This is a genomic window from Paraburkholderia terrae (assembly GCF_002902925.1).
GTDB classification, from domain to species: domain Bacteria; phylum Pseudomonadota; class Gammaproteobacteria; order Burkholderiales; family Burkholderiaceae; genus Paraburkholderia; species Paraburkholderia terrae.
In genome coordinates, this window is sequence record NZ_CP026113.1 from 1683011 (window position 1) to 1705006 (window position 21996).

Consider the following 21996-nt stretch of genomic DNA (forward strand, 5'->3'; position numbering starts at 1 on the left):
GAGATTCAGGCGCCGAGCGGTTGCATGTTGCGCTGCGCGTGGCTCGCATACAGCGCGATATGACGGCGCGCGCTTGCGTGCCAACTGAAGCGTGCAAAAAGCTCGGGTACTGCATGTTCGAAGTCGATGCCGCCGCGTTCGTGCAACGCACGGCGGAGTGCGTCGGCGATGCTGGCGGCGTCATCGGGTTGAACCCAGCAGCAGACGCGTTCGTCGAGATAGCCGGTGAATGGCTCGATCTGCGACACGACGACGGGCGCGCCCGCCGCCAGCGCTTCGAGCGTGACGAGACCAAAGCCCTCGCGCAACGAAACCATTGAAACGACATCGGCGCGCCGCATCAGCGCGGGGATCGCTGCGTCATCGAGCGGGCCGGTGATTACGATCGGTTCGCCTTGTCCAATGCGCAGACCCAGTTGCGCCGCGTGCGCGATGAAGCGGCGCGTGTAGGCATCGTGATCGAGCAGGCTTGCGCCGCCTGCGATCACGAGTTGCGCGTGGGCGTGCGTTTGCCTGAGTAATGCAAACGCCTCAAGCAGTTGTAGCGTGTTCTTGCGTTCCTCGATGCCGCCCACGGCCAGTACGACCGGCTTGCCGATAACGCCGAGCTTCATGCAAACGTCTGAGTCGCCTGAGGAACGGAAGCGAATGATGTCGACTCCGTTATTGACTACCGAAGCCGCAACGCCATAGTCGTCGCGCATCTTGCGCGTCCATGCATCGCTCACACAGAACACCGCATCGGCGTCCGCAAACGCACGTCGCTGCCACTCACTCAGCCGCGCATCGTCGAACGTATCGAGATGATGAACCGTACGCACGAAGCCGCGAATCGCGCCCGCTTCGCGCAACTCCGCAAGCGCGTTGCCGCTGATGCTGTCCTGCGCATGAAGCACGTCGAAGCCGGACGCGCCATCTTCGATCAACGCAGTTTTCAAAGCGTCGATCCGCGTCCGCACCATCGACACCGTATCGCTGCCGTGCGCCGCGACGGGTGCGAGCACGACACGGCAAGGCGACGCACGGAACATCGGCGCGCCGTCGACGGATGGCGCGAAGATCGTCACGTGCTGCCCGGCTTCATGTAACGCGCGCCCGAGTTCGAGGGTGTGCACCACGCCGCCGCGCGGATTGACGGAATGCGTGAACAGCGCAATGCGCATCGCGGTGCCGTTCATGCTTGCGCTCCCACGGGCGCGCCGATGAACGCACTGTCCTTGAAGCTCCACAGCAACGCCGAATCGCCCTGCTGCGTGAGCACCACTTCGCGCGACGCATCCACGGCACCAATCGTCGCGCACGCAAGGCCGCGCTGCGTGAAGCGCGCGAGCACTTCATCCACATGCTCTTCTCGCACGGAGAGCACGAAGCCATAACTCGGAAACGCGCTGAGCCAGCGTTCGAACTCGACATGCTCCGGGCGAGGGATCGCATCGAGATCGATGCGCGCGCCGACGCCCGAACATTCGAGCAGCATCAGCGACGTACCCAGCACGCCCGCCATGCTGATATCCTTCGCCGCGTCGCACAGTCCGCTTTCCGCGAGTTGCGGCAGCAGTTCGAGATCGTCACGCAAACGTCCAGCGGGCGCGCCCACCGACGCATTCCAGAACGGATACGGATCTTCGAACCGGCCGCGCAGATCGACGGCCATCACGAGACGGTCGCCCGGTCGTGCGTTGAAGCTCGACAGTAACGCGCGCGCACGGCCGAGTATCGACACGGCAAGCTGCGGCTCAGCACTGCGCGTGTTGCTATGTCCGCCGACAACGGGCACGCCATACGCATTCGATGCCGCCGCGATACCCGCAAGAATCTCCCCAGCCGCATCGAGCCCGTCGCTCCACAGCGCATCGACGACGGCGAGTGGCCGACCGCCCATCGCATACACGTCGCTGATGTTGACCATCACGCTGCTGTAGCCTGCGAACCACGGCATCGTCTCGACGAAATCGCTGACCAGCCCTTCGATCGCGAACAGCAGATAGCCGTCGCCATCGGCCAGCGCCGCGCAGTCGTCGCCCACGGCAACGGCTTGCGCGAGATCGCGCGTGCCGTTCGGCAAACGCGACGCCAGCGACGCCACCACGCCCGCTATATCCGTCTTGTGTCGAAAGCCGCGGCTTGCGCGCATCCGGTCGACCAGCGCTTGCAGACTCATGAGCGGCCTCGCGACGACGTGACAAAGCCGCTTTCCGGCGTAAAGCAAGGCGGATAGTGCGCGAGGTCCGCCTCCATCAAATCGTGAGGCCGGCCGAACAGCGTTTCCTCCGCGACAGTCTGCCAGTGCAGGCGCCTGAACAACGGCACGTTCTGGCGCTGCACATGCGCGAGAAACGTATCGCATCCCAGCGCGTGCGCGCTGCTAACAGCGAGACGGATCAGCGTCGAGCCGAGCTTGCCGTGCGAGCGGAAGGCCGCATGCACCGCAAGGCGTGAACCGAGCCACGTACGAGGCTGCGTTTCGTGTATCCGCACCGTGCCGACCACCTGCTCCGGCACGCCCGCGATGCAACTCAGCGCGACCAGCAGCTTCGCGTGTCGGTCGATCTCGTCACGATCGTCGCCGACGAAGATGCCCTGCTCGACGCAGAACACCGCGCGCCGCAGCGCGTACGCTTCATTGCTTTCCCACGGCAGCGTCACCCATTTCACCCGATACTCGGCGGGCGTGAAGTCGAGCGGCAATGCATCCAGTTCGTCGAATGTCTCGCAGAACATGATCAGTCCTCGTACGATGCAAGCGACGAGCACGCGCCGCATTTACCGCAGCCTGCCTTGATATCGGCCGAACGCATCTGCGCGTCGCGCAGCATCGCGCCGAGCGGCGCCAGGATCGACTTCATGAACTCGGGCGAAGGCGCGGGATGGTCTTCGAGCGGCGTGCCGCTGATCGGCACGAAGGGCACGACGAACGGATATACGCCGATGTCGATCAGTTCGCGCGAGATCGACAAGATGGCTTCCGCCGTATCGCCGAGGCCCGCCAGGATATACGTGCTGACCTGCCCCTTGCCGAACACCGCGACGGCCGCCCTGAACGCTTCCATATAGCGCGAGATCGGCACGCTCGCCTTACCCGGCATCACGCGCGCTCGCACTTCCGGCGTCACCACTTCGAGATGCATGCCGAGCGTATCGATGCCGCTCGCCTTCATGCGTTCGAACCACGCGTCGTTATCAGGCGGCTCGCACTGCGCCTGAATCGGGAGATCGACGGCCGCCTTGATCGCGAAGGCGCTTTCGCACAGGATCTGCGCGCCGCGATCCGGCGTCGGCGGCGTGCCCGTGGTCAGTACCATGTGCTTCACGCCGTCGAGCAGCACAGCGGCGCGCGCCACTTCCGCAAGCTGTTCCGGCGTCTTGCGCGCAATTGTGCGGCCTGCCGCGAGCGACTGGCCGATCGCGCAGAACTTGCAGGTCTTCTTGCGGCTCTCGTAGCGGATGCAGGTTTGCAGCACCGTCGTCGCAAGCACGTCGGTGCCGTGCAGCGTCGCGATGTGCGAGTACGGCACGCCGTCGAGTGTTTGCAGTTGCGTGAAGCGCGGCGCCTTCGGAAAGCTGATGCTGGCAATGGGAATCGTGCCGCGCATCAGCGCGCTCGCGCCCGCTTCATCCGGCGCGCCGGCGACAAATGGTGAATGCCACGCGGAGCTGGTATGCACGGGCACCATGATCGTCACGCCGTCGACGGTCACGGCCTTGTGGTCCGACGGACCCGCGCCGCCGCGCCGGCTCGCGGCGCCCGCGTTCGGATCGACGAGGCGTAGCCCCGCCGACTGCAGTTCCGTGCGCAGTTCCATCAACTGGCGCTGCGTGCGCGGCTCAACCGGCGACAGGTGTACGCTGGCATTCATCCTGACCTCCACTCGTGGTTTCGTCGGGCGCGGTGTCCGCACCCGCGCGTTCGAACGACATCGGCGCAACGGGCAGCGCCGGACGGTCGTTGATGGCAAGACTCAGCAACTCGGGCCGCGCATAGTGGCCGACCGAGTCCATCATCCGTTTGCGCTTCGTGATCAGCGACATGTCGAGATCGGCGACGACCATCCCTTCGCCTTCGCGCAGCGGCTCGGCGAGATGCTGCCCTTCGGGCGACACGATCGCCGTCATGCAGCCGCCGCGCAGCGCCTTTTGCAGCTTCGGGTCCGTCGTCACGGATTCGATCTGCGCTTCGCTGAGCCAGCCCGTCGAATTGACGACGAAGCAGCCTGATTCGAGCGCGTGATGACGGATCGTGACCTCGATCTGCTCCGCGAAAATCGGCCCGACCAGCGAGCCGGGAAACTGGCTGCAATGGATCTCTTCGTGCTGCGTCATCAGCGCATAGCGCGCGAGCGGGTTGTAATGCTCCCAGCACGCGAGCGCGCCGACTCGCGCAATGCCCGTATGCGCGACCTTGAGCCCCGCCGCGTCGCCCTGTCCCCAGATCATCCGTTCATGAAACGTCGGCGTGATCTTGCGGCGCTTGAGCACGAGACGTCCGTCGACGTCGAACACCAGTTGCGTGTTGTACAGGCTGCCGTGATCGCGCTCGTTCACGCCGAGCACGACCACCATCGAATGACGGCGCGCACGCTCGCTCACGGCCTGCGTGACAGGGCCCGGCACGACGACGGCCTGCTCGTAGAGCCGCATATGCTCGGCGCCCGACGCGACAGGCGGACGCACGAACGAAAAGTACGGGTAGTACGGCACGAACGTCTCGGGAAAGACGATCAGCTGCACGCCCCTCGATGCGGCTTCGTCGATTGCGGCGCATACCCTGTCGAGCGTGCCGCCGGGACGCTCGAAATCCGGCGCAATCTGCACCGCCGCTGCACGGATGATTCGCTGCTCGGACATGATCGGCACCCGGCGCGCTCAGACGGTCCACGTATGGATGATCAGCGCGTTCTCCTTGCGATGGAGAAGCTGCAGGTCGAGCACGTCGAGCGGATTGATCGGCCGGATGCCTTCGATCAGCGACGCTTCGCCATGACCGTACAGCGCCTGCAATGCGAAGCGGCAGGCGTAGACCTTGCCGCCCTCTTCCATGAACTTGACGAGTTGCTTGTTGAAGTTCAGATGACCCGGAAAGGCTTCGTCGCCGAGCGTCGGAAAGCCGCGTTGCAGGCCGAGCGTGACGCCGGGGCCATACAGCAGCACCGACGTATCGAAGCCCTTGCGTTGCAGGCGCGTGGCCTGCAGCAGGTTGACGAAACCGATCGAGCCTTCGAATGCGACCGTGTGAAAGGTGACGAGCGCTTTCTCGCCGGGTTCGGCCTTGACGTCGGGAAATACCTTTTCTTCGTAGTCGACCAGGTAGTCGCCTTTCTGATGCAGCGGTTTGTTGACGGCAGGCATATCGCTCTCCAATAAGTCGCGTAATTGATCGGATTGCTCGACGGGAAATATCCCGATTGGCGAATCACATAACGCAACGGATATGCCAATTTCCGGCCCGGTTCATGCAATCAACTTCCAATCAATCAAATCGCAATTGTTCGAGCGACCCGAAAATTTCTTTGCGAGCCTTGTCTAATGGGGGTTTTCGGGTATTGGCGACCGATGCGCGCGCACCGGTTTCGCACTACGTCGCAGCGTCTTTTGCGTACGGATGGTGCGCGATACCCCGCAAGCGTGCATTCATCCAATCAATGCGATCAAGTTTCGAATTGAATGGAAACCGATTTATTTTTCGCGGAATTCGCGTGTTACCTTGAATGACGCTTTTAAGTTATCCGAATCGGAAATAACAGCATGGACAGTCTCGCGCATCACTGGCTCAAGCGGCTGACGGAAAGCCGCAAACCGGCGTATCTCGTGATACCGGATCTGATCGAGGAAGATCTCGCCAGCGGTCGTCTGCGTCCGCGCGACCGTCTGCCCGGCTTGCGCGATCTGGCGGGTGCATTGCAGTTGAACTACACCACCGTCGCGCGCGCCTATGCGGAGGCGCGCAAACGCGGCCTGCTCGATGCGCGCGCGGGCAGTGGCACGTTCGTGCGCGGACGCACGCAGACCTTGCCGCTCGCGGGCGGCAGCAGCGTCGAGATGTCGATGAACATGCCGCCCGAGCCGCCAGAGTTAGCGGCGCGATTGAGAAAGTCGGCAGCGCATCTGCTTGCGCAAACCGATCCATACCGGCTGCTGCGCTATCAGGATTTCGGTGGCACACCCGATGACCGCGCGGCAGGCCGCGCGTGGCTGAAGGACCGCTTGCCCGATTGCGAAGACGATACCGTGCTCGTGTGTCCCGGCATTCATAGCGCGCTCGTCGCGCTTGTGTCGCAACTCGCGAGACCGGGCGAAACGATTTGCCTCGATACGCTCGCGTATCCCGGCATCAAGGCGATCGCGTCGCAACTCGGCGTGCGCTTGCAGCCGCTGCCGCGCGATGAAGAAGGACCGTTGCCGCACGCGTTCGAAGCGCTGTGCAAGACCGAAAAGCCCGGTGCGTTCTACTGCAACCCGACCTTGCAGAATCCGAGCACGCTGACGCTTTCGACGCAGCGACGCGAAGCGCTCGCCGATGTCGCGTTGCGCTACAGCGTCCCCATCATCGAAGACGATGCGTATGGCTGGCTGCCGGCGAACAAGCCCGTTGCGCTAGCCTCGCTCGCGCCGGAACTGACGTGGTATGTGACGGGTTTTTCGAAGACCTTCGGCGCGGGGTTGCGCGTCGCTTATCTGCGCGCGCCGACAGCAAGGCAGACGCAGCGCGTCGCGGGGGCGTTGCGCGCGACGACCGTCATGCCGAGTCCGTTCACGGTGCTGCTCGCAACGCAATGGGTCAACGACGGCACCGCGCACGAGATGCTCAACGCGATCCGCAAGGAAGCGAACGCGCGCCAGGCGATTGCGTCACAGGAACTCGCCGACTGGCATTACGAAACGCAGTCCGACGGCTTTCATTTGTGGTTGCCGATTCCGCCGCAGTGCGACTGGAGCGCGCCGGAGCTGGCGCTGCAATTGCGCAATCAGGGCGTGGGAGCGGTGGCGGGCGCGGCGTTTTCGACCGATGGAAACCCGCCCAATACGATCCGCGTGTGTCTTGGCGGCCCGCAGGACAGAAACGATTGCCGCGACGCGTTGCAGCGCGTCGCGGAAACCTTGAGCGATCCACATCATCTGCATATGCCGATGATGTGACCGCGTGTTGAAGGTGAATCAGCGCAGACCGCCGCTTGTGACGACGTGTTCACCCGTCAGCCAGCCGGAATCGTCGGATGCCAGGAACACGGCAACCGCTGCGATATCACGCGGCTGACCGGCGCGGCCAAGCGGCGTCTGGCTCACCGCGTTCGTTTCGAAGTCGGAGCCGGCAATCCCTGCTTCGTGCGTGCCTTCCGTGATGACGAAGCCAGGGTTGATTGCATTGACGCGAATCTTCTTCGGCCCCAGTTCGCGCGCGAGGACGCCCGTGATCGCGTCGACGGCGCCTTTCGTGCCGCTGTAGATTGCGCTGGTCGGCGGCGTAAGGCTCGTCACCACCGAGCTGATGTTGATGATGCTCGCGCCTTCGCCCAGATGTTTGACTGCTGCCTGTGTGGTCAGCAGCAGGCCGAGCACGTTGATATTGAACTGCTTGTGGAACTGGTCTTCGGTGAACTCTTCAATGGGTGCGAACTCGTAGACGCCTGAATTGTTCACGAGGATGTCGAGACGGCCGTAGGTTTCGACAGCGGCATTGATGATGCCTTGTGCGTCCGCTGCCTTCGACACGTCGCCGCCGACTGCGATCGCCTTGCCGCTCGCTGCGTTGATGTCGGCGACGACTGCATCAGCAGCGGCTTTGCTGCTGGAGTAGTTGACGACCACGGATGCGCCTTCCGCTGCCAGCGCCTTGGCGATAGCAGCGCCGATTCCTTTCGACGCGCCCGTGACGACAGCGACCTTACCTGCAAGCTTGCTCATGATCTGTTTCCTCAATCGATTCGATACCGTTTGACGGGGCCGGCGGCTTTTCGAACCAGCCGGCCTGCGATGGAGAGAATGTAGACAGACGATTCGCCGCGATAAAGCGGCTCAAGGCGAATTGACTTGCGGGATCTGGCGAACAATCGAAAACGGATTGGATACTGGAGCCGCCCGCTGTGGATTCTAGCCCTGGAAACAGAAAACGCGCGGCGAAGGGCCCGAAACGTTTGTGGACCCTTCGCCGCGCGCATCACGGCGGATTGCAACGTCATGCAATCGTCACATCAAAGGCATGATGGTCGGATAGCTCAGATGGGCGCGCGCTTCCTTCACGCCCTTCACTTCGAGTGCGGCGATGCAAAGCGCGCGTTCCTCTGCTTCGGATTCGATCACGCCCCACAGATGCGCGACGCCATCTTTGACGATCACGTTTCCCTTCGACAAGGCCCAGCGTTTGTCGCTCAGCGCAGCGACGATGGCATCGGCGATTTCGCGGTCGTCCGCAGACGGCGTGTCTTGCGCCTGCGCCGGCGCTGCCGTACTCGCCAGCGCGCGAATCAGGTTGCCGCGCGTAATGATGCCGACCAGCGCGCCGTCACGCATCACGGGCACGCGTTTGATACGGCGCGTCTCCATCAGTTCGGCAATGTCGGCGACAGGCGTTGTCTCGTCGACGGTGACCACGGTCGTGGTCATGACGTCGGCGACCATGCGTCCGTGCTCCTTCACAAAGCTGCTGGCCAGATCGCGCGTCGACGAAAAGAGTTCGAGCCAGCGCGAACGCCGTTTCTCCGTTCCCGTCTCGACCCTGTGCAGCAGGTCGCCTTCACTCAGGACTCCCGCCAGCGCGCCGTTTGCGTCGACGACAGGCATGCCGCTGATCCTGTTTTCGACCAGACATTTCGCGGCTTCCTGCACGGTCATTTCCGGTTTCGCGCAGATGACGGACGGTGTCATGACATCGATAGCTAACATGGTTTTCTCCTTGGCACACTGACTATTTTGTGCCTCCCGGAGCGGAAGCGCTTGACCTGCATCAACCGGCGCGATCCGAAGCGTGGGACGATGGACTCACGTTCTTTCGGAGGTCCGCATGCGGAAGTCGCCTTCCATGCGCGGACGGCACGCCATGACCAAACCTCTCTTCCGCATCGGTTCTGCACTGCTCAACACGCCCGCGCCGCGGCCCGTCGAAGGCACCCCTGCCCCGTATATCGGCTTCGCGCCCCCGCAACGCACAGGCGGCATGCCCTTGCTCGACGCGCTCGCCGCACGGCAAACGTCGCGCGAGTTCGCCGACACGCCACTCGATCACGGCACGCTCGGCGATCTGCTGTGGGCCGCCGACGGCATCAACCGCGCGCGCGGTAACGGTCGCACCGCGCCGTCGGCGCTGGCCGGCTACGAGATCGACGTTTACGTGCTGCTCGCCAGCGGCGCGTATCGCTACGATCCCGTCGCGCATGCGCTTACCCTCGTCGCCGCCGCCGACCTGCGCGCGATGACGGGCTATCAGGAATTCCTCGGCCACGCGCCCGTCAATCTAGTGTATGTCGCCGACCTGACACGCATGCAGGACGTTCCGCCTGCGCAGCGTGAAGCCTTTGCATCGGCGAGCGCGGGCGCGATCCTGCAGAACGTGTATCTGTTCTGCGCATCGACGGGGCTGGCGGCTGCCGCGCGCGGCTGGATGAATCGCACGGCGCTCGCCGTCAACCTGAAGTTGCCCGTCGGATCGGTCGCGTTGCTCGCTCAGACGGTCGGGCACTTCGCGGCGGGCCACGAACACCGCCCATCCGATGAAGACTTTGCGACGACCTTTTTCTGACCATGCGAACACGCCGCTCGCGCTGACGCGGACGGCGCTTTCGTCATTCATCTATCTCAGTACGCTCTACTGCCCCGCTTCATCTTTCTCGTCGCTGCCGCGCACCAGAAGCACGGGACACGTCGCAATCCGCACGAAGTGTTCCGCGACGCTGCCCAGCACGATCCGTTTCATGCCGCGCCGCCCGTGCGTGCCGAGCACCACGAGTTCCGCGCCCAGGCGCTCCGCGCAACGTTGCAGCGTCTGCGCGATATCGTCGTTGAGCGGCTCGGTCTCCACCAGTTCGTTCGCGCACGCGACGCCCGACTGTCTGCACGTGGCCTCGACGTTTTCCAGCGCGTTGCGCCCGTCGCTGCGCAATGCGTCCGTCAGCACGGTCGGGTCGAAATAACCGGCGTAGTTGAAGATGGGCGATTTATCGACGACGTAGACGGCATGCACCGTCCCGCTCGTGAGCGATGCCATCTTCACGGCCTCCTGCACGGCCAGCTTCGATGTGTGGCTGCCGTCCACTGCGACGAGGATCTTCTTGTACATGTTGATTCTCCTTGGAATGCTCGAAAGGCTGGAACGCGAGGCTGCTAATTAATAAAAAGCGCACGCGTCAAGATACTTCGATCAGCACTTTGAGTGCATGCGTGCTCCCCGCATGCGAGAACGTCTCGTACGCCGCGAGCATGTCATCGAGCACGAAGCGGTGCGTAATCAGCTGCTTTGGATCGAGGCGGCCCGAGCGCACGGTTTTCATCAGCATCGGCGTGCTGACGGTATCGACCAGACGCGTCGTGATCGAAATGTTGCGATCCCACAGCTTTTCCAGATGCAGATCGCACTTCACGCCATGCACGCCGACGTTCGCAATCGTGCCGCCGGGCGCGATCAGCGCTTCGCAGAGTTCGAAGGTCGCGGGCACGCCGACGGCTTCGATCGCGCAATCCACTCCTGTCGACTCCGTCAGCGCCATGACCTGCGCGACGGCATCCGCGTGGCTGTTGTCGATGCACTCCGTCGCGCCGAAACGTTGCGCCACTTCGAGCCGGTTCGCGTCCGGGTCGATCATGATGATCTGCGCCGGCGAGTAGAACTGCGCGGTCAACAGCGACGCAAGCCCGATTGGCCCCGCGCCGACGATGGCCACCGTGCTGCCCGGCTGAACCTTGCCGTTGAGCACGCCGCATTCGAAGCCGGTCGGCAGGATATCGGACAGCATCACCAGCGCCTCTTCGTCGAGGCCCGCGGGAATCCGGTAAAGACTCGTCTGCGCGTGCGGAATGCGCACGTATTCGGCCTGTGTGCCGTCGATGCGATGGCCGAGAATCCAGCCGCCCGTCGTGCAATGCGAGTACATGCCGCGCCGGCAATAGTCGCAGCGCCCGCACGACGAAATGCACGACACCAGCACGTGATCGCCGACCGCGAGGCCGCTCACCGCGCTGCCCACGCTATGCACGACCCCCACGCCTTCGTGGCCGAGGATGCGCCCCGGCTCGCAGGTCGGCACGTCGCCCTTGAGGATGTGCAGGTCAGTGCCGCAGATAGTCGTGCGCGTCATCCTGACGATGGCATCCGTTGGCGCCGCGAGTTCGGGCATCGGGCGTTCGTCGAGCGATTTCTCATTGGGGCCGTGATAAACGAGTGCTTTCATGACAGAGTCCTCCATTGAAGGAATGAAGCAATTCACACAGACCAATCTAGACGCATGCGCGCCGTCGCGCTTGACGTCGATCAATACGTCGCTCACTACCTCGCTCATTACGTCCATCAATCGCCCCGCAAACAGCTGCGCGATCCGCGATGCGACACCGCTTGATCTGCATCAATCGCAATGGCGACGCGCCCCGTAGACTCATTTGCATCGCGGGCTGATGCCCGCCCCACGTCTCTCTGTTCTGGAGTAACGGCGATGAGTTACAAGAGTATCCTCGTGCAACTCGATACGGGCGTTCATGCGCATCCGCGCCTCGAACTCGCGTTACGTGTCGCCCATCAGTTTCATGCAAGGCTGACGGGCCTCTTCACGACTTACCTGCCCGATCCACACGCGCTATTCGTGATGGCGGGCACGGCTTCCTACTATGCGGAGCATGAGCGTCAGCGTCACGAACGGTGTGCCGCGCTCGACCGCCTGTTCCATGCGGAAGCCGCGCGCGCGAAAGTGGACGCGCGCTGGATCGCGGCGGCGGGCTATGCAAACGACGTCGTGCCACCCTACGCGCATCTCGCCGATCTGGTGATCGCCGGACAGACCGATCCGCAAGACCCCGAATCGTTCATCGCCGATCAGTTCGTCGAGCATCTTCTGATGTCGGCGGGCCGCCCGGTGCTGCTGGTGCCGTCGACGGGCCCCCGTGCCACGCTCGGCCAGCGCGTGCTGGTCGCGTGGGACGGCAGCCGCGAAGCCACGCGCGCGATTCACGACGCGATGCCCTTCCTGTCGCACGCCGCCGACGTCACGCTGCTCACCGTCAACGCAACACGCGACGAGCCGCCGTTGTGGCGCATTGCGGGCGCCGACATTGCGCTGACCATCGCGCGTCATGGCGTCAAGGTGAACGTGCGCGAAGTGTCCACCAGCGGCGACACGCCGATCGGCGACGTGCTGCTGTCGCAGGCGGCGGAATCGGGCTGCGATCTGATCGTGATGGGCGCCTACGCGCATTCCCGGTTGCACGAACTGGTGCTGGGCGGCGCGACGCGCACCGTGCTCCAGTCGATGACCGTGCCCGTGCTGCTGTCGCATTGAGCGTTTCGCTGAAAAAGGAACTGACATGAGCTACAAGACCTTGCTCGTCCATATCGACGATAGCCGCCGCAGCGACACGCGCATCGCCCTCTCGCTCGAACTCGCGCAGCGCTGGGATGCGCATCTGATCGGCCTGTACGTGGTCTGCCAGGATCTCTTCAGGCCCGTCTTCCGGCAGGACAAGACGCTGTCGTTCGGGCAGCTCGAAGCGCACGCAGACGAGCGCCGCGAGAAAGCGCAGAACACCTTTCTCGCCGCCGCCGAACGCGCCGGCCGCAGCGCCGAATGGCGCGCGCCGCCCGGACCCGCGCTCGACGTCGCGATGCTGCATGCGCGGCACGCCGATCTGCTGGTGCTCGGCCAGCAAGACCCGAACGATCCCGCTTCGTTCGTCGCGCCGCACTTCGTCGGCGATCTGGTGCTGGGCGCAGGCCGCCCCGCGCTCGTCGTTCCGTATGCGGGCGACGTGCGGACACTCGGCGAAAACGTGCTGGTCGCGTGGGACGGGAGCCGTGAAGCAGCGCGCGCCGCCGCTGATGCGATGCCCTTGCTGCAACGCGCGCGCCATGTCGGCGTCGAGATCGTGCGGCACCGTGCGCAGCATGACCGGGATGCGCCCGAAGGCATCGACGTCGCCGCATGGCTCGACGTACATGGCGTTCGAGCGTCGTTTTCGACGACGCCGCCTCATACGGGCGTCGGCGCGGGCGCGACGCTGCTCAACCGCGCATCCGACCTGCACGCGGACCTGCTGGTGATGGGCGCGTATGGACACGCACGCGCGCGCGAGCGCGTATTCGGCGGCGTCACGCGGACGATGCTGGAATCGATGACGGTGCCCGTGCTGATGTCACATTGACGGGCACGTGAAGATGGCGTCGAGGGCGGGACGCCACGCGGCGGACAGGCGCGGCAGCGCGCAGGCTGAGCGCGCCGCGCGCGAACGGATGCAAACACGCACAAGCGGCGCACAATGTCAGCGCCACGCAAGCGCGCTTCGCATGACGTCGGCATTCGTCACGAAGCGTCGCGCGCCGTCCGTCTTTATCGCGAGGCAGGCACGGATGAAAGTCGACCTCGACATCGCCAGCAAGTCTCTCGCGCATCGACGCGTTGCCCGGGCGCAACTTGCCGCGCTCGCCTGTGGCCTGGCCGCAGTCGTCGTGCTTGCCGTCGTTGCGTCGAACGGGGCGGCAACGCTCGCGCTGATCACGGCGCTGTGCGCGTTGTCCATTGTTGCGGCCGTGGTCAGCGTGATCGCCGCCGCGCGCACACAGGCGCTCTCCACACGCAACGCGAGCCGCGACGAAGCGCGCATGATGGGCATCATCCGCTCGTCGATGGAAGCGATCATCACGATCGACGAAGCGCAGAACATCGTGATCTTCAATCCGACCGCGGAACGCATCTTCGGCGTACCCGCCGCACAGGCGCTCGGCACGCCGCTCTCGCGCTTCATCCCGCAGCGGTTTCGCGACAGCCACGTGCAGCACGTCGCGCAGTTCGGCGCGACGGGCATCTCCGAGCGGCTGATGGGACGGCAGCCGGTCCTGTTCGGCTTGCGCGCGGACGGCGAAGAATTTCCGCTGGAAGCATCGATTTCGCAGATACGTGAAGACACCGGCAAGCTGTACACGGTGATGTTGCGCGACGTCACCGAACGCGTGAAGTCGGAGAACGCGCTGAAGCAGTCGCGCGAGGAACTGCGGCGGCTGTCGGCCAATCTGCAGAGCGTGCGCGAAGAGGAAAAGACACGCATCGCCCGCGAGTTGCACGACGATCTGGGCCAGCAGCTCACCGCGCTGAAAATGGAGCTTTCGGTGCTCGAAACCGAGCTGACGTCGCGTTCGGGTACACGTGAGCAGATCGACGCCATTGCGCGTCTGCACGGCATGGCTCGCACGATCGACGCGACGGTGGCTTCATTGCGGCGCATCGCCGCCGACTTGCGGCCCGTGATGCTCGACGATCTCGGCCTCGCGCCCGCCATCGAATGGCTCGCGAACGACTTCACCAGCCGCTATGGCATCGCGGTCGAACGAAGCATCGAGGCGGGCGACGCTGTCTTTACGAAAGACGCGGCAACAGCCCTGTTCCGCATCGTCCAGGAAGCGCTGACCAACGTCGCGCGTCACGCCGACGCGAGCGCCGTCGATCTGTCGCTGCACGCGAGCAGTCAACACTATGTGCTGCGCATCGCGGATAATGGCCGTGGCGCCGAACCTGACGCGAGCATCGGCACGGGCGAGCAAGCGGACCTGGACAGGCCGTTTGGCCTGATCGGCGTGCGCGAGCGGGCTCATATGCTGGGCGGCTCGGTTCGGATCGACACGACGAGGAACCAGGGCTTCGCGTTGACGGTGACCTTTCCCTTGCAAACCGTGCAACAGGACCATACGCATCCATGATCAAGGTATTGCTTGCCGACGACCACACGCTCGTGCGCGACGGCCTGCGCCACATTCTGCAATCCGCGAGCGGCTTCGAGGTGGCGGGCGAGGCATGCGACAGCGGCACGACCATCGCGCTGATCCGCGCCACGGAAGCCCACGTACTGGTGCTCGACCTGTCGATGCCAGGCCGTAACGGCGTCGATCTGATCAAGCAGATCAAGGACGAAAAACCCGCGCTGCGCATCCTCGTGCTGACCATGCACGCGGAGCAGCAATACGCGGTGCGCGCCTTCAAGGCCGGCGCATCCGGCTATATGACGAAGGAAAGCGCCAGCGCAGAGCTGGTCGGCGCCGTGACGAAGGTGGCGTCGGGCGGCGTCTACGTCAGTCTCGCGATGGCCGAGCGCTTCGCGCAGCATCTGAACGAACCCGCCGAAGCGCTGCCCCATCACCGGCTGTCCGACCGCGAGTACGACGTGTTCCGGCGCATCGTCTCCGGTCAGAGCATCACCGAAATCGCGCATGAACTGTGCGTGAGCGTCAAAACCATCAGCACGCACAAGACCCGCATCCTCGAAAAAATGCAGATGCCGAATGAAAACGGGCTGGTGCGTTACGCGATCCGCCACAAGCTGATCGACGACGGCGCCGACATCTAGTCGCGATTCTTAAGACTCTGCCGCTGTAAGTAGGAATATTCCTATAACGCCTACCTAAACTCCTAGGGTCGGTTCCATCGTGTCCTATACATTTTTAAGATAGGGCCGTCGATACTGCTGGACATGGATACCGCCGTGCCAGCCCTCGCCGCGAAGGTCTATCTCGTCGATGCCGCCGTCGAAGTGCGGCGTCGTCTTGCGTGTCTGCTGGGGGCCATCGCGGGCGTGGAGATCGCCGGCGAGGCAGAAGACGGGGACTCGGCGCTTGAAGGCATCCGTGCCTGCGACGCGGATATCGTCGTGCTCGACCTGCGCCTTGCAGACGGCAACAGCCTCGCACTCATCGAGACGCTGTCCCGGCTGCACCCGGCCATCGTCAAGATCGTGCTGACCAATCACATCGCGCGACCTTTCCGCGACGCATGCAATGCGGCGGGCGCCGATTTCTTCTTCGACAAAACGTCTGAATTCGATGCGGCCTGCCGAACCATCGCAGGCATTGCCCGGACGCAACGCGCGTCCCCGTAAGCGAACAGGAGCCGACCATGCTTGCCGCAACTGCCACCGCAACTGCAACCGCCCTCAGCAGCGCCCTTCCGACCGTGCGCGCGGCGCGCGTCGTGCCGATTCATCCCGTCTCGCGGGCCGAGCCGCCCGCACATCGCGCGCCCCGTTGCTCCGCGTGCGCGATGCGCGCGCTCTGCATGCCCGCCGAACTGAACGCCGACGAACTGGCGAGGCTCGACGCTGTCATCTGCTCGACACGTTCCGTCAAGCGTGGCGACACGCTCTATCGCGCGGGCGACGCGTTTCAGAGCATTTACGCGGTGCGCGCGGGATCGTTCAAGACGGTCGTGATGCATCGCGACGGTCGCGAGCACGTGACGGGCTTCCAGATTGCCGGCGAGGCACTGGGGCTAGACGGCGTCGGCGCGAGCCAGCACAACTGCGATGCCGTCGCGCTCGAAGACAGCGTTGTCTGCATCATTCCGTTTGCGCAGCTCGAAGCGATCTGCCGCGAGTTGAAGCCGATGCAGCATCACATCTATCAGATGATGAGCAGCGAGATCGTCCGCGAGTCCAGCCAGATGATGCTGCTCGGCACGATGACGGCCGAACAGCGCGTGGCGACCTTCCTCTTGAACCTGTCGCGGCGCTTCAAGGCGCGCGGCTTCTCCGCCGCGGAGTTTCATCTGCGCATGACGCGCGAGGAGATCGGCTGCTACCTCGGGATGAAACTCGAAACCGTGAGCCGCATGTTCTCGAAGTTCCAGCGCGAGCGGCTCGTGGATGCGAACGGCAAGACGATCCGCATCCTCGATCACGACGGACTCGCACGCGTGTAGCGCGGGTCTGGCGCGAGGACACCTAGATGATTCACGCCAATCCGCGTTCGGCATGGGAAATCGACGAAACGCAGTTCGATCCTGCCGCGCCGCTCGACGCGCAACTGCGCTTTGCACTGCAATACGCGGTGCTCGCGCCGTCCAATCACAACACGCAGCCGTGGCACTTCATGATCGACGGCAGCACCGTGCAGGTTTGCGTGGACAGGCTGCGGGCGCTGCCCGTCGTCGATCCGTTCGATCGCGGGCTGATCATCAGTTGCGGCGCCGCGCTCTTCAATCTGCGCGTGGCGCTGAGCCACTTCGGGTTCGCCTATGCGATCACGCTGTTTCCTTCGGACGCGGACCCCGACGTCGTCGCGCTGGTGCGGGTGTCGCGTGACGGTCAAGGCGACACCGCCGTGGCGTCGCTCTTCGACGCGATCACGCGGCGCGTCACGACGCGCGTACCCTTTGCCGACGAACCCGTTCCCGCCGACATCCAACAGAAGCTGGTCGACGCCTGCGACGCGGAAGGCGCGCTGGCGGGCTGCCTGCATGAGCGTGCCGATCGCCAGGCGATCGCGTACCTCGTCGCCGAAGCCGACCATACCCAGTTCGCCGATCCGCGCTTCCGGCGCGAGCTTGCCGTCTGGACCCATCCGCGCCGCCGCGACGACGGCATGCCGGCGTACGGGACAGCCGTGAGCGCGCTGCTCGATTTCGCGGTGCCGCTCGTCTCAGCCGTGGTCCGCGTGTTCGACGCAGGCGCGGGAACGCCTGCCACGCACCGGCATCTGGTCGACGGTTCGCCGCTGATCGTCGGCATTGCGACTTTGCGCAACGACCGCGAAGCATGGGTCGCCGCTGGCCAGGCGCTCGAACGCATGCTGCTGGTCGCCGTCTCCGAAGGATTGACGGCGTCCTATCTCAACCAGCCCATCGAAGTGACCACGCTGCGCGTGCAGATCAGCGGCCTGCTGCACCTCGACGCGACGCCGCAACTGCTGCTGCGCGTCGGACGCGGCCCGCAGGCTGCGCACTCGCCGCGACGCCCTCTCGCCGACCTCGTGTCCTGACTTCTCGGCAGCAGCACTTTGCCGCATGCACATGTCGGCGGACATTGACGTGCCTCAATTTCCAGCGACGCATACGCGTTAGATTGAATGCGTGCGCCACCCGGAAAAGGAGCCGTCGATGAGAATCACCCTTCACCTCGATACGTTCGAGTGCATCGAGCCGTCCGTCTATGCCATTCTCTGGCTCGACCGCGACGCCCGCAAATGGTCGCGCGAAGGACACGCTGTGATCGACCTGCCTGAATGGGGAACACTGGCGCTTACGAACGCTGGCACGCGCGTTCTGGACGCGGCGGGTGATCGCGTCTGCTGCGAGTTGCCGGGCCTCGATCTGCTCACGCTCGATGGGCCGTTCGAAGGTGAATCCGGGCAGGCGCTCTGGCTTCGCGATGCAGGTCGCGCGCCTGTTGCCGGGCAATGGCATGTTCAGTGGATCGACGGGACCGATTCGGAGCCCGAGCACGGCGTTTTCGCCGACGAAGTCTGAAAGCGCGACGCGCTAACAGCGCGCGCTCAACGGCGTGGCGCCAACGCAGAGGCCTCTGTCCGCAACGTGCGCTCCGCAGCGTCGAACGCGCGGCGCACGGCCTCTTCCGCGCTCTCCGCCGCATGGCGGCCAATCGGCTTCAGTTCGTGCGCCGCCGTGACGAGGTCGAGGCGCACATCGTAGAGCGGCTTGCCCGAGCGCAGCCGCAGCGCTTCGATGGCCAGATGGCAGTCCGACAGCGACGCGCCGAACGGTTGCAGGCGCATCAATTGCATCGCCGCCTCCGCTTCGAGCGCAGCCGTCGCGCTGCAGCCCAGATAGACAATCTGCATGCCGATGCCCACCATCGCCTCCCATTGATGCCCGCTTCATTGGATGCGTAGAGCAAGTCTTGCGCAGATCCGTGCCGTCAGCGTACCGGCCCCGCGCGATGGCGCGATTGACCCATATCAACGCGGCAAAGCTTCGGCCGCCGGATACGCCCGGCGCGCCCGATGCACGATCGCCCGGCAAACTGGTACAACCGTTCGCGAACTGATATAACTCAACCGTCCTTTCACCAACCGCCGGAAATCACGATGACCGCGCCGGGCAACGAGCCGTCCCGCAGCGACAAAGCAGCGTCCGCATCGGACGTTCCGCTCGAGGACCGTTATTTCCTGTTGATCGAAGCGGTTCAGGACTACGCGATCTTCATGCTCGATCCAGCAGGCAATGTCTCCAGCTGGAATCCGGGCGCGCAGCGCATCAAAGGCTATTCACACGACGAGATTATCGGCCGTCATTTTTCGGCGTTCTACACGGACGAGGACATCGCCGCGGGCAAGCCGGCGCACGAACTGGCAATCGCCGCCGCCGAAGGGCGCGTCGAGGACGAAGGCTGGCGCGTGCGGCGCGACGGCTCGCGGTTCTGGGCCAACGTCACCATTTCCGCCGTGCGTGACGCCAGCGGCACGCTGCTCGGTTTCGCCAAGGTCACGCGCGACATGACCGACCGCATGCGTCTCGCGGAACTCGAACGGGCGAGCGAGGTATCGGCGCAGGTGCAGATCACGCGCGAGAACGAGCAGAAGCGCATCGCGCGCGAACTGCACGACGACCTCGGACAGCAATTGACCGCGCTGAAAATGAGTGTCGCGCTGATGGAAGCGACGCTTGCCGCGAAGGCCGAGACCGCGCCACTCGTGCCGCAAACGCGCGCGCTGCAAAAGGAGATCGACGCGATGGCGATGTCGCTGCGCCGGATCGCCTCCGATCTTCGCCCGCCGCTGCTCGACGATCTGGGCCTCACCGCCGCGCTCGAATGGCTCGCCGAAGACTTCAGCAAACGCTACGGCGTCGCCGCGACGGTTCACATCGAAGCTGATGAGCCGCAGTTCAACGAATTTGCTTCGACCAATCTTTTTCGCATCGTGCAGGAAGCGCTGACCAACGTCGCGCGTCACGCGAACGCGAGCCGCGTGCGCATCGAATTGGCGTGCATCGGCGATCACGTCTCGCTCGATATCGAGGACAACGGTGTGGGCGCGACGCTCACGCTGTCGCCTGTCAGCACATCGTTCGGGCTGCTTGGCATTCGCGAGCGCGTCAGGCAGCTACAGGGCACGGTGTCGTTCGCCAGTTCGCCGGGCACGGGTTTTCACATTTCGATTCGCGTGCCTGTTGCCGCCGTGCAGTGAGCGCTGCTTTCGCCCGTCACGGCTTGCCTTTTTGCTGCGCGTCGGCATCGTCTTCCCAGTCGCGCCATTCCACGTCGTGCTGTTCGAGATACGCATCCACGGCCACACCCGTCGTCGGGAAGAAATGCTGCTCGCCCATTGTGTCGAACAGACCGTAGCGCCGCAGCATGTCCTTGACGGGCCCCTTCATCTCGGCAAAACACAGTTCGATATGCCGCTCGCGCAGACTCGCATGAAAGTCGCGCAGAATTTCGCTGGCCGTGACGTCGACGTCCGTGATCGGCTCCGCTGCGACGACGACCCAGTTGGCGGGCGTGGCCGCTGTTTCGATCGCGCGCTGCACATGGTCGCGAAAGATCTCGGCATTCGCGAAGAAGAGCGGAGCATCCCAGCGGTACAGCACCAGCCCCGGAATGGTCCGCGCTGCGGGATGCCGCGAAATATCGTGGTAGCCCTTGCGTCCATCGACGCGCCCGAGCACGGCATCGTAAGGCCGCCACGCGCGCCAGACGAACGCCATCAACGCCAGCCCGACGGCAATGAAGATGCCCTGGATCGGACCGATCAGCGCGACGCCCGCAAAGCACGCCATCGACTGCGTGAACTCGCTGCGACGCAGGCGCAACGTACGGATCACGTCCCTCACCTCGAACAGCCCCAGGCCCGCCGCGACGACCACGGCGCCGAGCGCGGCGGCCGGCAGCGAGCGCAGCAGCGTCGGCGCGAAAATCAGCAAGGCGGCGACGCACAGCGCGGCGACGATCCCCGTAAGCTGCGTTTTCGCGCCCGCCGATTCGGCGACGGGCGTGCGCGACGAACTGCTCGTGACGGGGAAGCCCTGAAACAGTCCCGCGGCGATGTTGGCCGCGCCGAGCGCGACCAGTTCCTGATCGCGGTCGACGCGTTCGCCGCTACGTTCCGCGAACACGCGCGACAGCACGCTGATGTCCGCGAGCGAAATCAGCCCGATGGCGATGGCGCCGGGCACCAGCGCGACGATCTGATCGAATGAGACGGACGGGAACGACGGCACGGGCAAACCCTGCGGCACGTCGCCGACCACGGCCACGCCCGCTCGCGTGTCCAGGTCGAGCAGCGCGACGGCAAGCGTCGCCCCGACCACGGCGACGAGTATCCCCGGCACCACTGGCATCCAGCGTTTGAACCCGAGAATGACCAGCAGACACGCGACGCCGATCACGCACGTCACCTCGTTCAGCTTGCCGTCCATTACGCCGCGCACCAGACCGGCCGCTTCCTGTAACAGGTTGCTGCCCTTGACACCGAAGCCGAGCAGCTTCGGCGCCTGGCTGATGATGACCGTCAGCGCGACGCCGTTCAGATAGCCCTGGCGGATCGGCTTCGACAGCAGGTCGGTGAGAAAGCCCAGACGGCACACGCCGACCGCGATGCAGAACACGCCCGACAGGATCGCCAGCATGCCCGCCAGCGCCAGCACCTGTTCCGGACGCGAGCCTGCCATCGGCAGCACGATCGACGCGATCAGCGCGGCCAGGGCCGAGTCGGGTCCGAGCACGAGGATGCGGCTCGGCCCGAACGCCGCATACGCGACGATCGCCGCGATGGTGGCGTAAAGCCCCGTGATGGCCGGTAGGCGCGCCGCTTCCGCGTAGCCGAGCCCGGCGGGCACGAGCACCGTGGTGAGCACGATGCCCGCAATCAGATCGTGCGAGAACCACGCGGGCCGATACGCGCGTAGCGTCGCGATGCCCGGCACGCGGCGCAGTAGCGGATGAGGGCTGCGGGCGGCGGCATGATCCGGATCGGTGGTCGTTCGGCTCATGGTCCGCCCTCTTGAGTAAAGAAGCGCTTCACGTCGAATGTGCGGCCGCGAGGCGCCTGTCGCCCTGCGGCTGCCGCATGTCACATGAACCAGCTTA

22 protein-coding genes and 1 pseudogene are annotated in these 21996 nt (G+C 64.5%); 11 read left to right on the forward strand and 12 right to left on the reverse strand.

Translation table 11 applies throughout. The annotated features are described in order from the left end of the window. Positions 1–5: 5 nt before the first annotated feature. Genes C2L65_RS37245 through C2L65_RS37270 form a run of 6 tightly spaced genes read right to left on the reverse strand, consistent with a single transcriptional unit; the run spans position 6 to position 5346 of the window. On the reverse strand, positions 6–1178 hold the full coding sequence (locus C2L65_RS37245; RefSeq protein ID WP_042308605.1) for an MSMEG_0565 family glycosyltransferase: 1173 nt from the start codon (positions 1176–1178) through the stop codon (positions 6–8). Next, on the reverse strand, positions 1175–2161 hold the full coding sequence (locus C2L65_RS37250; RefSeq protein ID WP_042308608.1) for a sll0787 family AIR synthase-like protein: 987 nt from the start codon (positions 2159–2161) through the stop codon (positions 1175–1177). The genes C2L65_RS37245 and C2L65_RS37250 overlap by 4 nt, the downstream gene beginning before the upstream one ends. Further along, on the reverse strand, positions 2158–2721 hold the full coding sequence (locus tag C2L65_RS37255; RefSeq protein WP_042308746.1) for an MSMEG_0567/Sll0786 family nitrogen starvation N-acetyltransferase: 564 nt from the start codon (positions 2719–2721) through the stop codon (positions 2158–2160). The genes C2L65_RS37250 and C2L65_RS37255 overlap by 4 nt, the downstream gene beginning before the upstream one ends. Before the next feature lie 2 nt (positions 2722–2723). Next, positions 2724–3857, reverse strand: coding sequence for an MSMEG_0568 family radical SAM protein (locus tag C2L65_RS37260; RefSeq protein ID WP_042308610.1), 1134 nt, complete (start codon positions 3855–3857; stop codon positions 2724–2726). Beyond that, entirely contained in the window at positions 3826–4845 is a 1020-nt protein-coding gene (locus C2L65_RS37265) for a Nit6803 family nitrilase (RefSeq protein WP_042308611.1), read from the reverse strand. Before C2L65_RS37265 ends, C2L65_RS37260 begins: the two co-directional genes overlap by 32 nt. Positions 4846–4863: 18 nt before the next feature. Next, a complete protein-coding gene (locus C2L65_RS37270) occupies positions 4864–5346 on the reverse strand; it encodes an MSMEG_0572/Sll0783 family nitrogen starvation response protein (protein ID WP_012403844.1) in 483 nt (160 codons plus the stop codon). A 396-nt stretch (positions 5347–5742) separates the two neighbouring features. Here C2L65_RS37270 and C2L65_RS37275 point away from each other — a divergent pair, with 396 nt between their 5' ends. Further along, a complete protein-coding gene (locus C2L65_RS37275; protein ID WP_042308614.1) occupies positions 5743–7134 on the forward strand; it encodes an aminotransferase-like domain-containing protein in 1392 nt (463 codons plus the stop codon). Positions 7135–7152: 18 nt separating this feature from the next. Here the strand turns inward: C2L65_RS37275 and C2L65_RS37280 are convergent, their stop codons facing one another. Both C2L65_RS37280 and C2L65_RS37285 read right to left on the reverse strand, forming a co-directional pair. After that, a complete protein-coding gene (locus C2L65_RS37280) occupies positions 7153–7899 on the reverse strand; it encodes a glucose 1-dehydrogenase (RefSeq protein WP_042308615.1) in 747 nt (248 codons plus the stop codon). Between the two features lie 282 nt (positions 7900–8181). Continuing rightward, positions 8182–8877 carry a CBS domain-containing protein gene (locus C2L65_RS37285; RefSeq protein ID WP_042308616.1) on the reverse strand — a complete coding sequence of 232 codons (696 nt, stop codon included), beginning with the start codon at positions 8875–8877 and terminating at the stop codon, positions 8182–8184. 154 nt (positions 8878–9031) lie between these two features. Between C2L65_RS37285 and C2L65_RS37290 the strand changes: the two genes are divergently transcribed. Then, positions 9032–9730, forward strand: a complete 699-nt coding sequence (locus C2L65_RS37290) for a SagB/ThcOx family dehydrogenase (protein ID WP_042308617.1) — start codon at positions 9032–9034, stop codon at positions 9728–9730. A gap of 66 nt (positions 9731–9796) precedes the next feature. Here C2L65_RS37290 and C2L65_RS37295 read toward each other — a convergent pair whose 3' ends face one another. Together C2L65_RS37295 and C2L65_RS37300 are read right to left on the reverse strand one after the other, a co-directional pair. Then, complete coding sequence (locus C2L65_RS37295; protein ID WP_007579421.1) at positions 9797–10267, reverse strand: universal stress protein; 471 nt, start codon at positions 10265–10267, stop codon at positions 9797–9799. Positions 10268–10334: 67 nt separating this feature from the next. Further along, positions 10335–11375: a zinc-dependent alcohol dehydrogenase family protein gene (locus tag C2L65_RS37300; RefSeq protein WP_042308619.1), complete on the reverse strand. Its 1041-nt coding sequence runs from the start codon at positions 11373–11375 to the stop codon at positions 10335–10337. Positions 11376–11633: 258 nt separating this feature from the next. On the opposite strand from C2L65_RS37300, the gene C2L65_RS37305 reads away from it, so the two are divergent. The 8 genes and pseudogenes from C2L65_RS37305 to C2L65_RS37340 all read left to right on the forward strand — a co-directional run bounded on the left by C2L65_RS37305 (position 11634) and on the right by C2L65_RS37340 (position 18416). After that, positions 11634–12473 (forward strand): universal stress protein, encoded by an 840-nt coding sequence (locus C2L65_RS37305; RefSeq protein ID WP_042308620.1) that lies wholly within the window; start codon positions 11634–11636, stop codon positions 12471–12473. A gap of 25 nt (positions 12474–12498) precedes the next feature. Continuing rightward, complete coding sequence (locus tag C2L65_RS37310) at positions 12499–13332, forward strand: universal stress protein (RefSeq protein ID WP_042308622.1); 834 nt, start codon at positions 12499–12501, stop codon at positions 13330–13332. A 331-nt stretch (positions 13333–13663) separates the two neighbouring features. Further along, positions 13664–14881, forward strand: a pseudogene (locus C2L65_RS37315) (PAS domain-containing sensor histidine kinase); the annotation flags it as partial. Continuing rightward, positions 14878–15525, forward strand: a complete 648-nt coding sequence (locus C2L65_RS37320; protein WP_042308623.1) for a response regulator — start codon at positions 14878–14880, stop codon at positions 15523–15525. The pseudogene C2L65_RS37315 and the gene C2L65_RS37320, both read left to right, overlap by 4 nt. Positions 15526–15648: 123 nt before the next feature. Then, a complete protein-coding gene (locus tag C2L65_RS37325; RefSeq protein WP_042308625.1) occupies positions 15649–16053 on the forward strand; it encodes a response regulator in 405 nt (134 codons plus the stop codon). Between the two features lie 17 nt (positions 16054–16070). Continuing rightward, positions 16071–16871 (forward strand): fumarate/nitrate reduction transcriptional regulator Fnr, encoded by an 801-nt coding sequence (gene fnr, locus C2L65_RS37330; protein WP_042308626.1) that lies wholly within the window; start codon positions 16071–16073, stop codon positions 16869–16871. A 26-nt stretch (positions 16872–16897) separates the two neighbouring features. Then, entirely contained in the window at positions 16898–17929 is a 1032-nt protein-coding gene (locus C2L65_RS37335; RefSeq protein ID WP_042308628.1) for an Acg family FMN-binding oxidoreductase, read from the forward strand. 118 nt (positions 17930–18047) lie between these two features. Continuing rightward, positions 18048–18416: a DUF3564 domain-containing protein gene (locus C2L65_RS37340; RefSeq protein ID WP_042308750.1), complete on the forward strand. Its 369-nt coding sequence runs from the start codon at positions 18048–18050 to the stop codon at positions 18414–18416. Between the two features lie 26 nt (positions 18417–18442). On the opposite strand, the gene C2L65_RS37345 is transcribed toward C2L65_RS37340, so the two are convergent. Further along, positions 18443–18760 carry a hypothetical protein gene (locus C2L65_RS37345; RefSeq protein WP_042308752.1) on the reverse strand — a complete coding sequence of 106 codons (318 nt, stop codon included), beginning with the start codon at positions 18758–18760 and terminating at the stop codon, positions 18443–18445. A 234-nt stretch (positions 18761–18994) separates the two neighbouring features. Here C2L65_RS37345 and C2L65_RS37350 point away from each other — a divergent pair, with 234 nt between their 5' ends. Further along, entirely contained in the window at positions 18995–20095 is a 1101-nt protein-coding gene (locus C2L65_RS37350) for a PAS domain-containing sensor histidine kinase (protein WP_042308630.1), read from the forward strand. A gap of 16 nt (positions 20096–20111) precedes the next feature. Here C2L65_RS37350 and C2L65_RS37355 read toward each other — a convergent pair whose 3' ends face one another. After that, positions 20112–21899, reverse strand: a complete 1788-nt coding sequence (locus C2L65_RS37355) for a SulP family inorganic anion transporter (RefSeq protein ID WP_042308631.1) — start codon at positions 21897–21899, stop codon at positions 20112–20114. Positions 21900–21996 lie beyond the last annotated feature (97 nt).

Excerpts from the sequence above, each read along its gene's own strand:
- C2L65_RS37245 (WP_042308605.1), bottom strand. The coding sequence starts at position 1,178 with ATGAACGGCACCGCGATGCGCATTGCGCTGTTCACGCATTCCGTCAAT.
- C2L65_RS37250 (WP_042308608.1), bottom strand. The coding sequence starts at position 2,161 with ATGAGTCTGCAAGCGCTGGTCGACCGGATGCGCGCAAGCCGCGGCTTT.
- C2L65_RS37255 (WP_042308746.1), bottom strand. The coding sequence starts at position 2,721 with ATGTTCTGCGAGACATTCGACGAACTGGATGCATTGCCGCTCGACTTC.
- C2L65_RS37260 (WP_042308610.1), bottom strand. The coding sequence starts at position 3,857 with ATGAATGCCAGCGTACACCTGTCGCCGGTTGAGCCGCGCACGCAGCGC.
- C2L65_RS37265 (WP_042308611.1), bottom strand. The coding sequence starts at position 4,845 with ATGTCCGAGCAGCGAATCATCCGTGCAGCGGCGGTGCAGATTGCGCCG.
- C2L65_RS37270 (WP_012403844.1), bottom strand. The coding sequence starts at position 5,346 with ATGCCTGCCGTCAACAAACCGCTGCATCAGAAAGGCGACTACCTGGTC.
- C2L65_RS37275 (WP_042308614.1), top strand. The coding sequence starts at position 5,743 with ATGGACAGTCTCGCGCATCACTGGCTCAAGCGGCTGACGGAAAGCCGC.
- C2L65_RS37280 (WP_042308615.1), bottom strand. The coding sequence starts at position 7,899 with ATGAGCAAGCTTGCAGGTAAGGTCGCTGTCGTCACGGGCGCGTCGAAA.
- C2L65_RS37285 (WP_042308616.1), bottom strand. The coding sequence starts at position 8,877 with ATGTTAGCTATCGATGTCATGACACCGTCCGTCATCTGCGCGAAACCG.
- C2L65_RS37290 (WP_042308617.1), top strand. The coding sequence starts at position 9,032 with ATGACCAAACCTCTCTTCCGCATCGGTTCTGCACTGCTCAACACGCCC.
- C2L65_RS37295 (WP_007579421.1), bottom strand. The coding sequence starts at position 10,267 with ATGTACAAGAAGATCCTCGTCGCAGTGGACGGCAGCCACACATCGAAG.
- C2L65_RS37300 (WP_042308619.1), bottom strand. The coding sequence starts at position 11,375 with ATGAAAGCACTCGTTTATCACGGCCCCAATGAGAAATCGCTCGACGAA.
- C2L65_RS37305 (WP_042308620.1), top strand. The coding sequence starts at position 11,634 with ATGAGTTACAAGAGTATCCTCGTGCAACTCGATACGGGCGTTCATGCG.
- C2L65_RS37310 (WP_042308622.1), top strand. The coding sequence starts at position 12,499 with ATGAGCTACAAGACCTTGCTCGTCCATATCGACGATAGCCGCCGCAGC.
- C2L65_RS37320 (WP_042308623.1), top strand. The coding sequence starts at position 14,878 with ATGATCAAGGTATTGCTTGCCGACGACCACACGCTCGTGCGCGACGGC.
- C2L65_RS37325 (WP_042308625.1), top strand. The coding sequence starts at position 15,649 with ATGGATACCGCCGTGCCAGCCCTCGCCGCGAAGGTCTATCTCGTCGAT.
- fnr (WP_042308626.1), top strand. The coding sequence starts at position 16,071 with ATGCTTGCCGCAACTGCCACCGCAACTGCAACCGCCCTCAGCAGCGCC.
- C2L65_RS37335 (WP_042308628.1), top strand. The coding sequence starts at position 16,898 with ATGATTCACGCCAATCCGCGTTCGGCATGGGAAATCGACGAAACGCAG.
- C2L65_RS37340 (WP_042308750.1), top strand. The coding sequence starts at position 18,048 with ATGAGAATCACCCTTCACCTCGATACGTTCGAGTGCATCGAGCCGTCC.
- C2L65_RS37350 (WP_042308630.1), top strand. The coding sequence starts at position 18,995 with ATGACCGCGCCGGGCAACGAGCCGTCCCGCAGCGACAAAGCAGCGTCC.
- C2L65_RS37355 (WP_042308631.1), bottom strand. The coding sequence starts at position 21,899 with ATGAGCCGAACGACCACCGATCCGGATCATGCCGCCGCCCGCAGCCCT.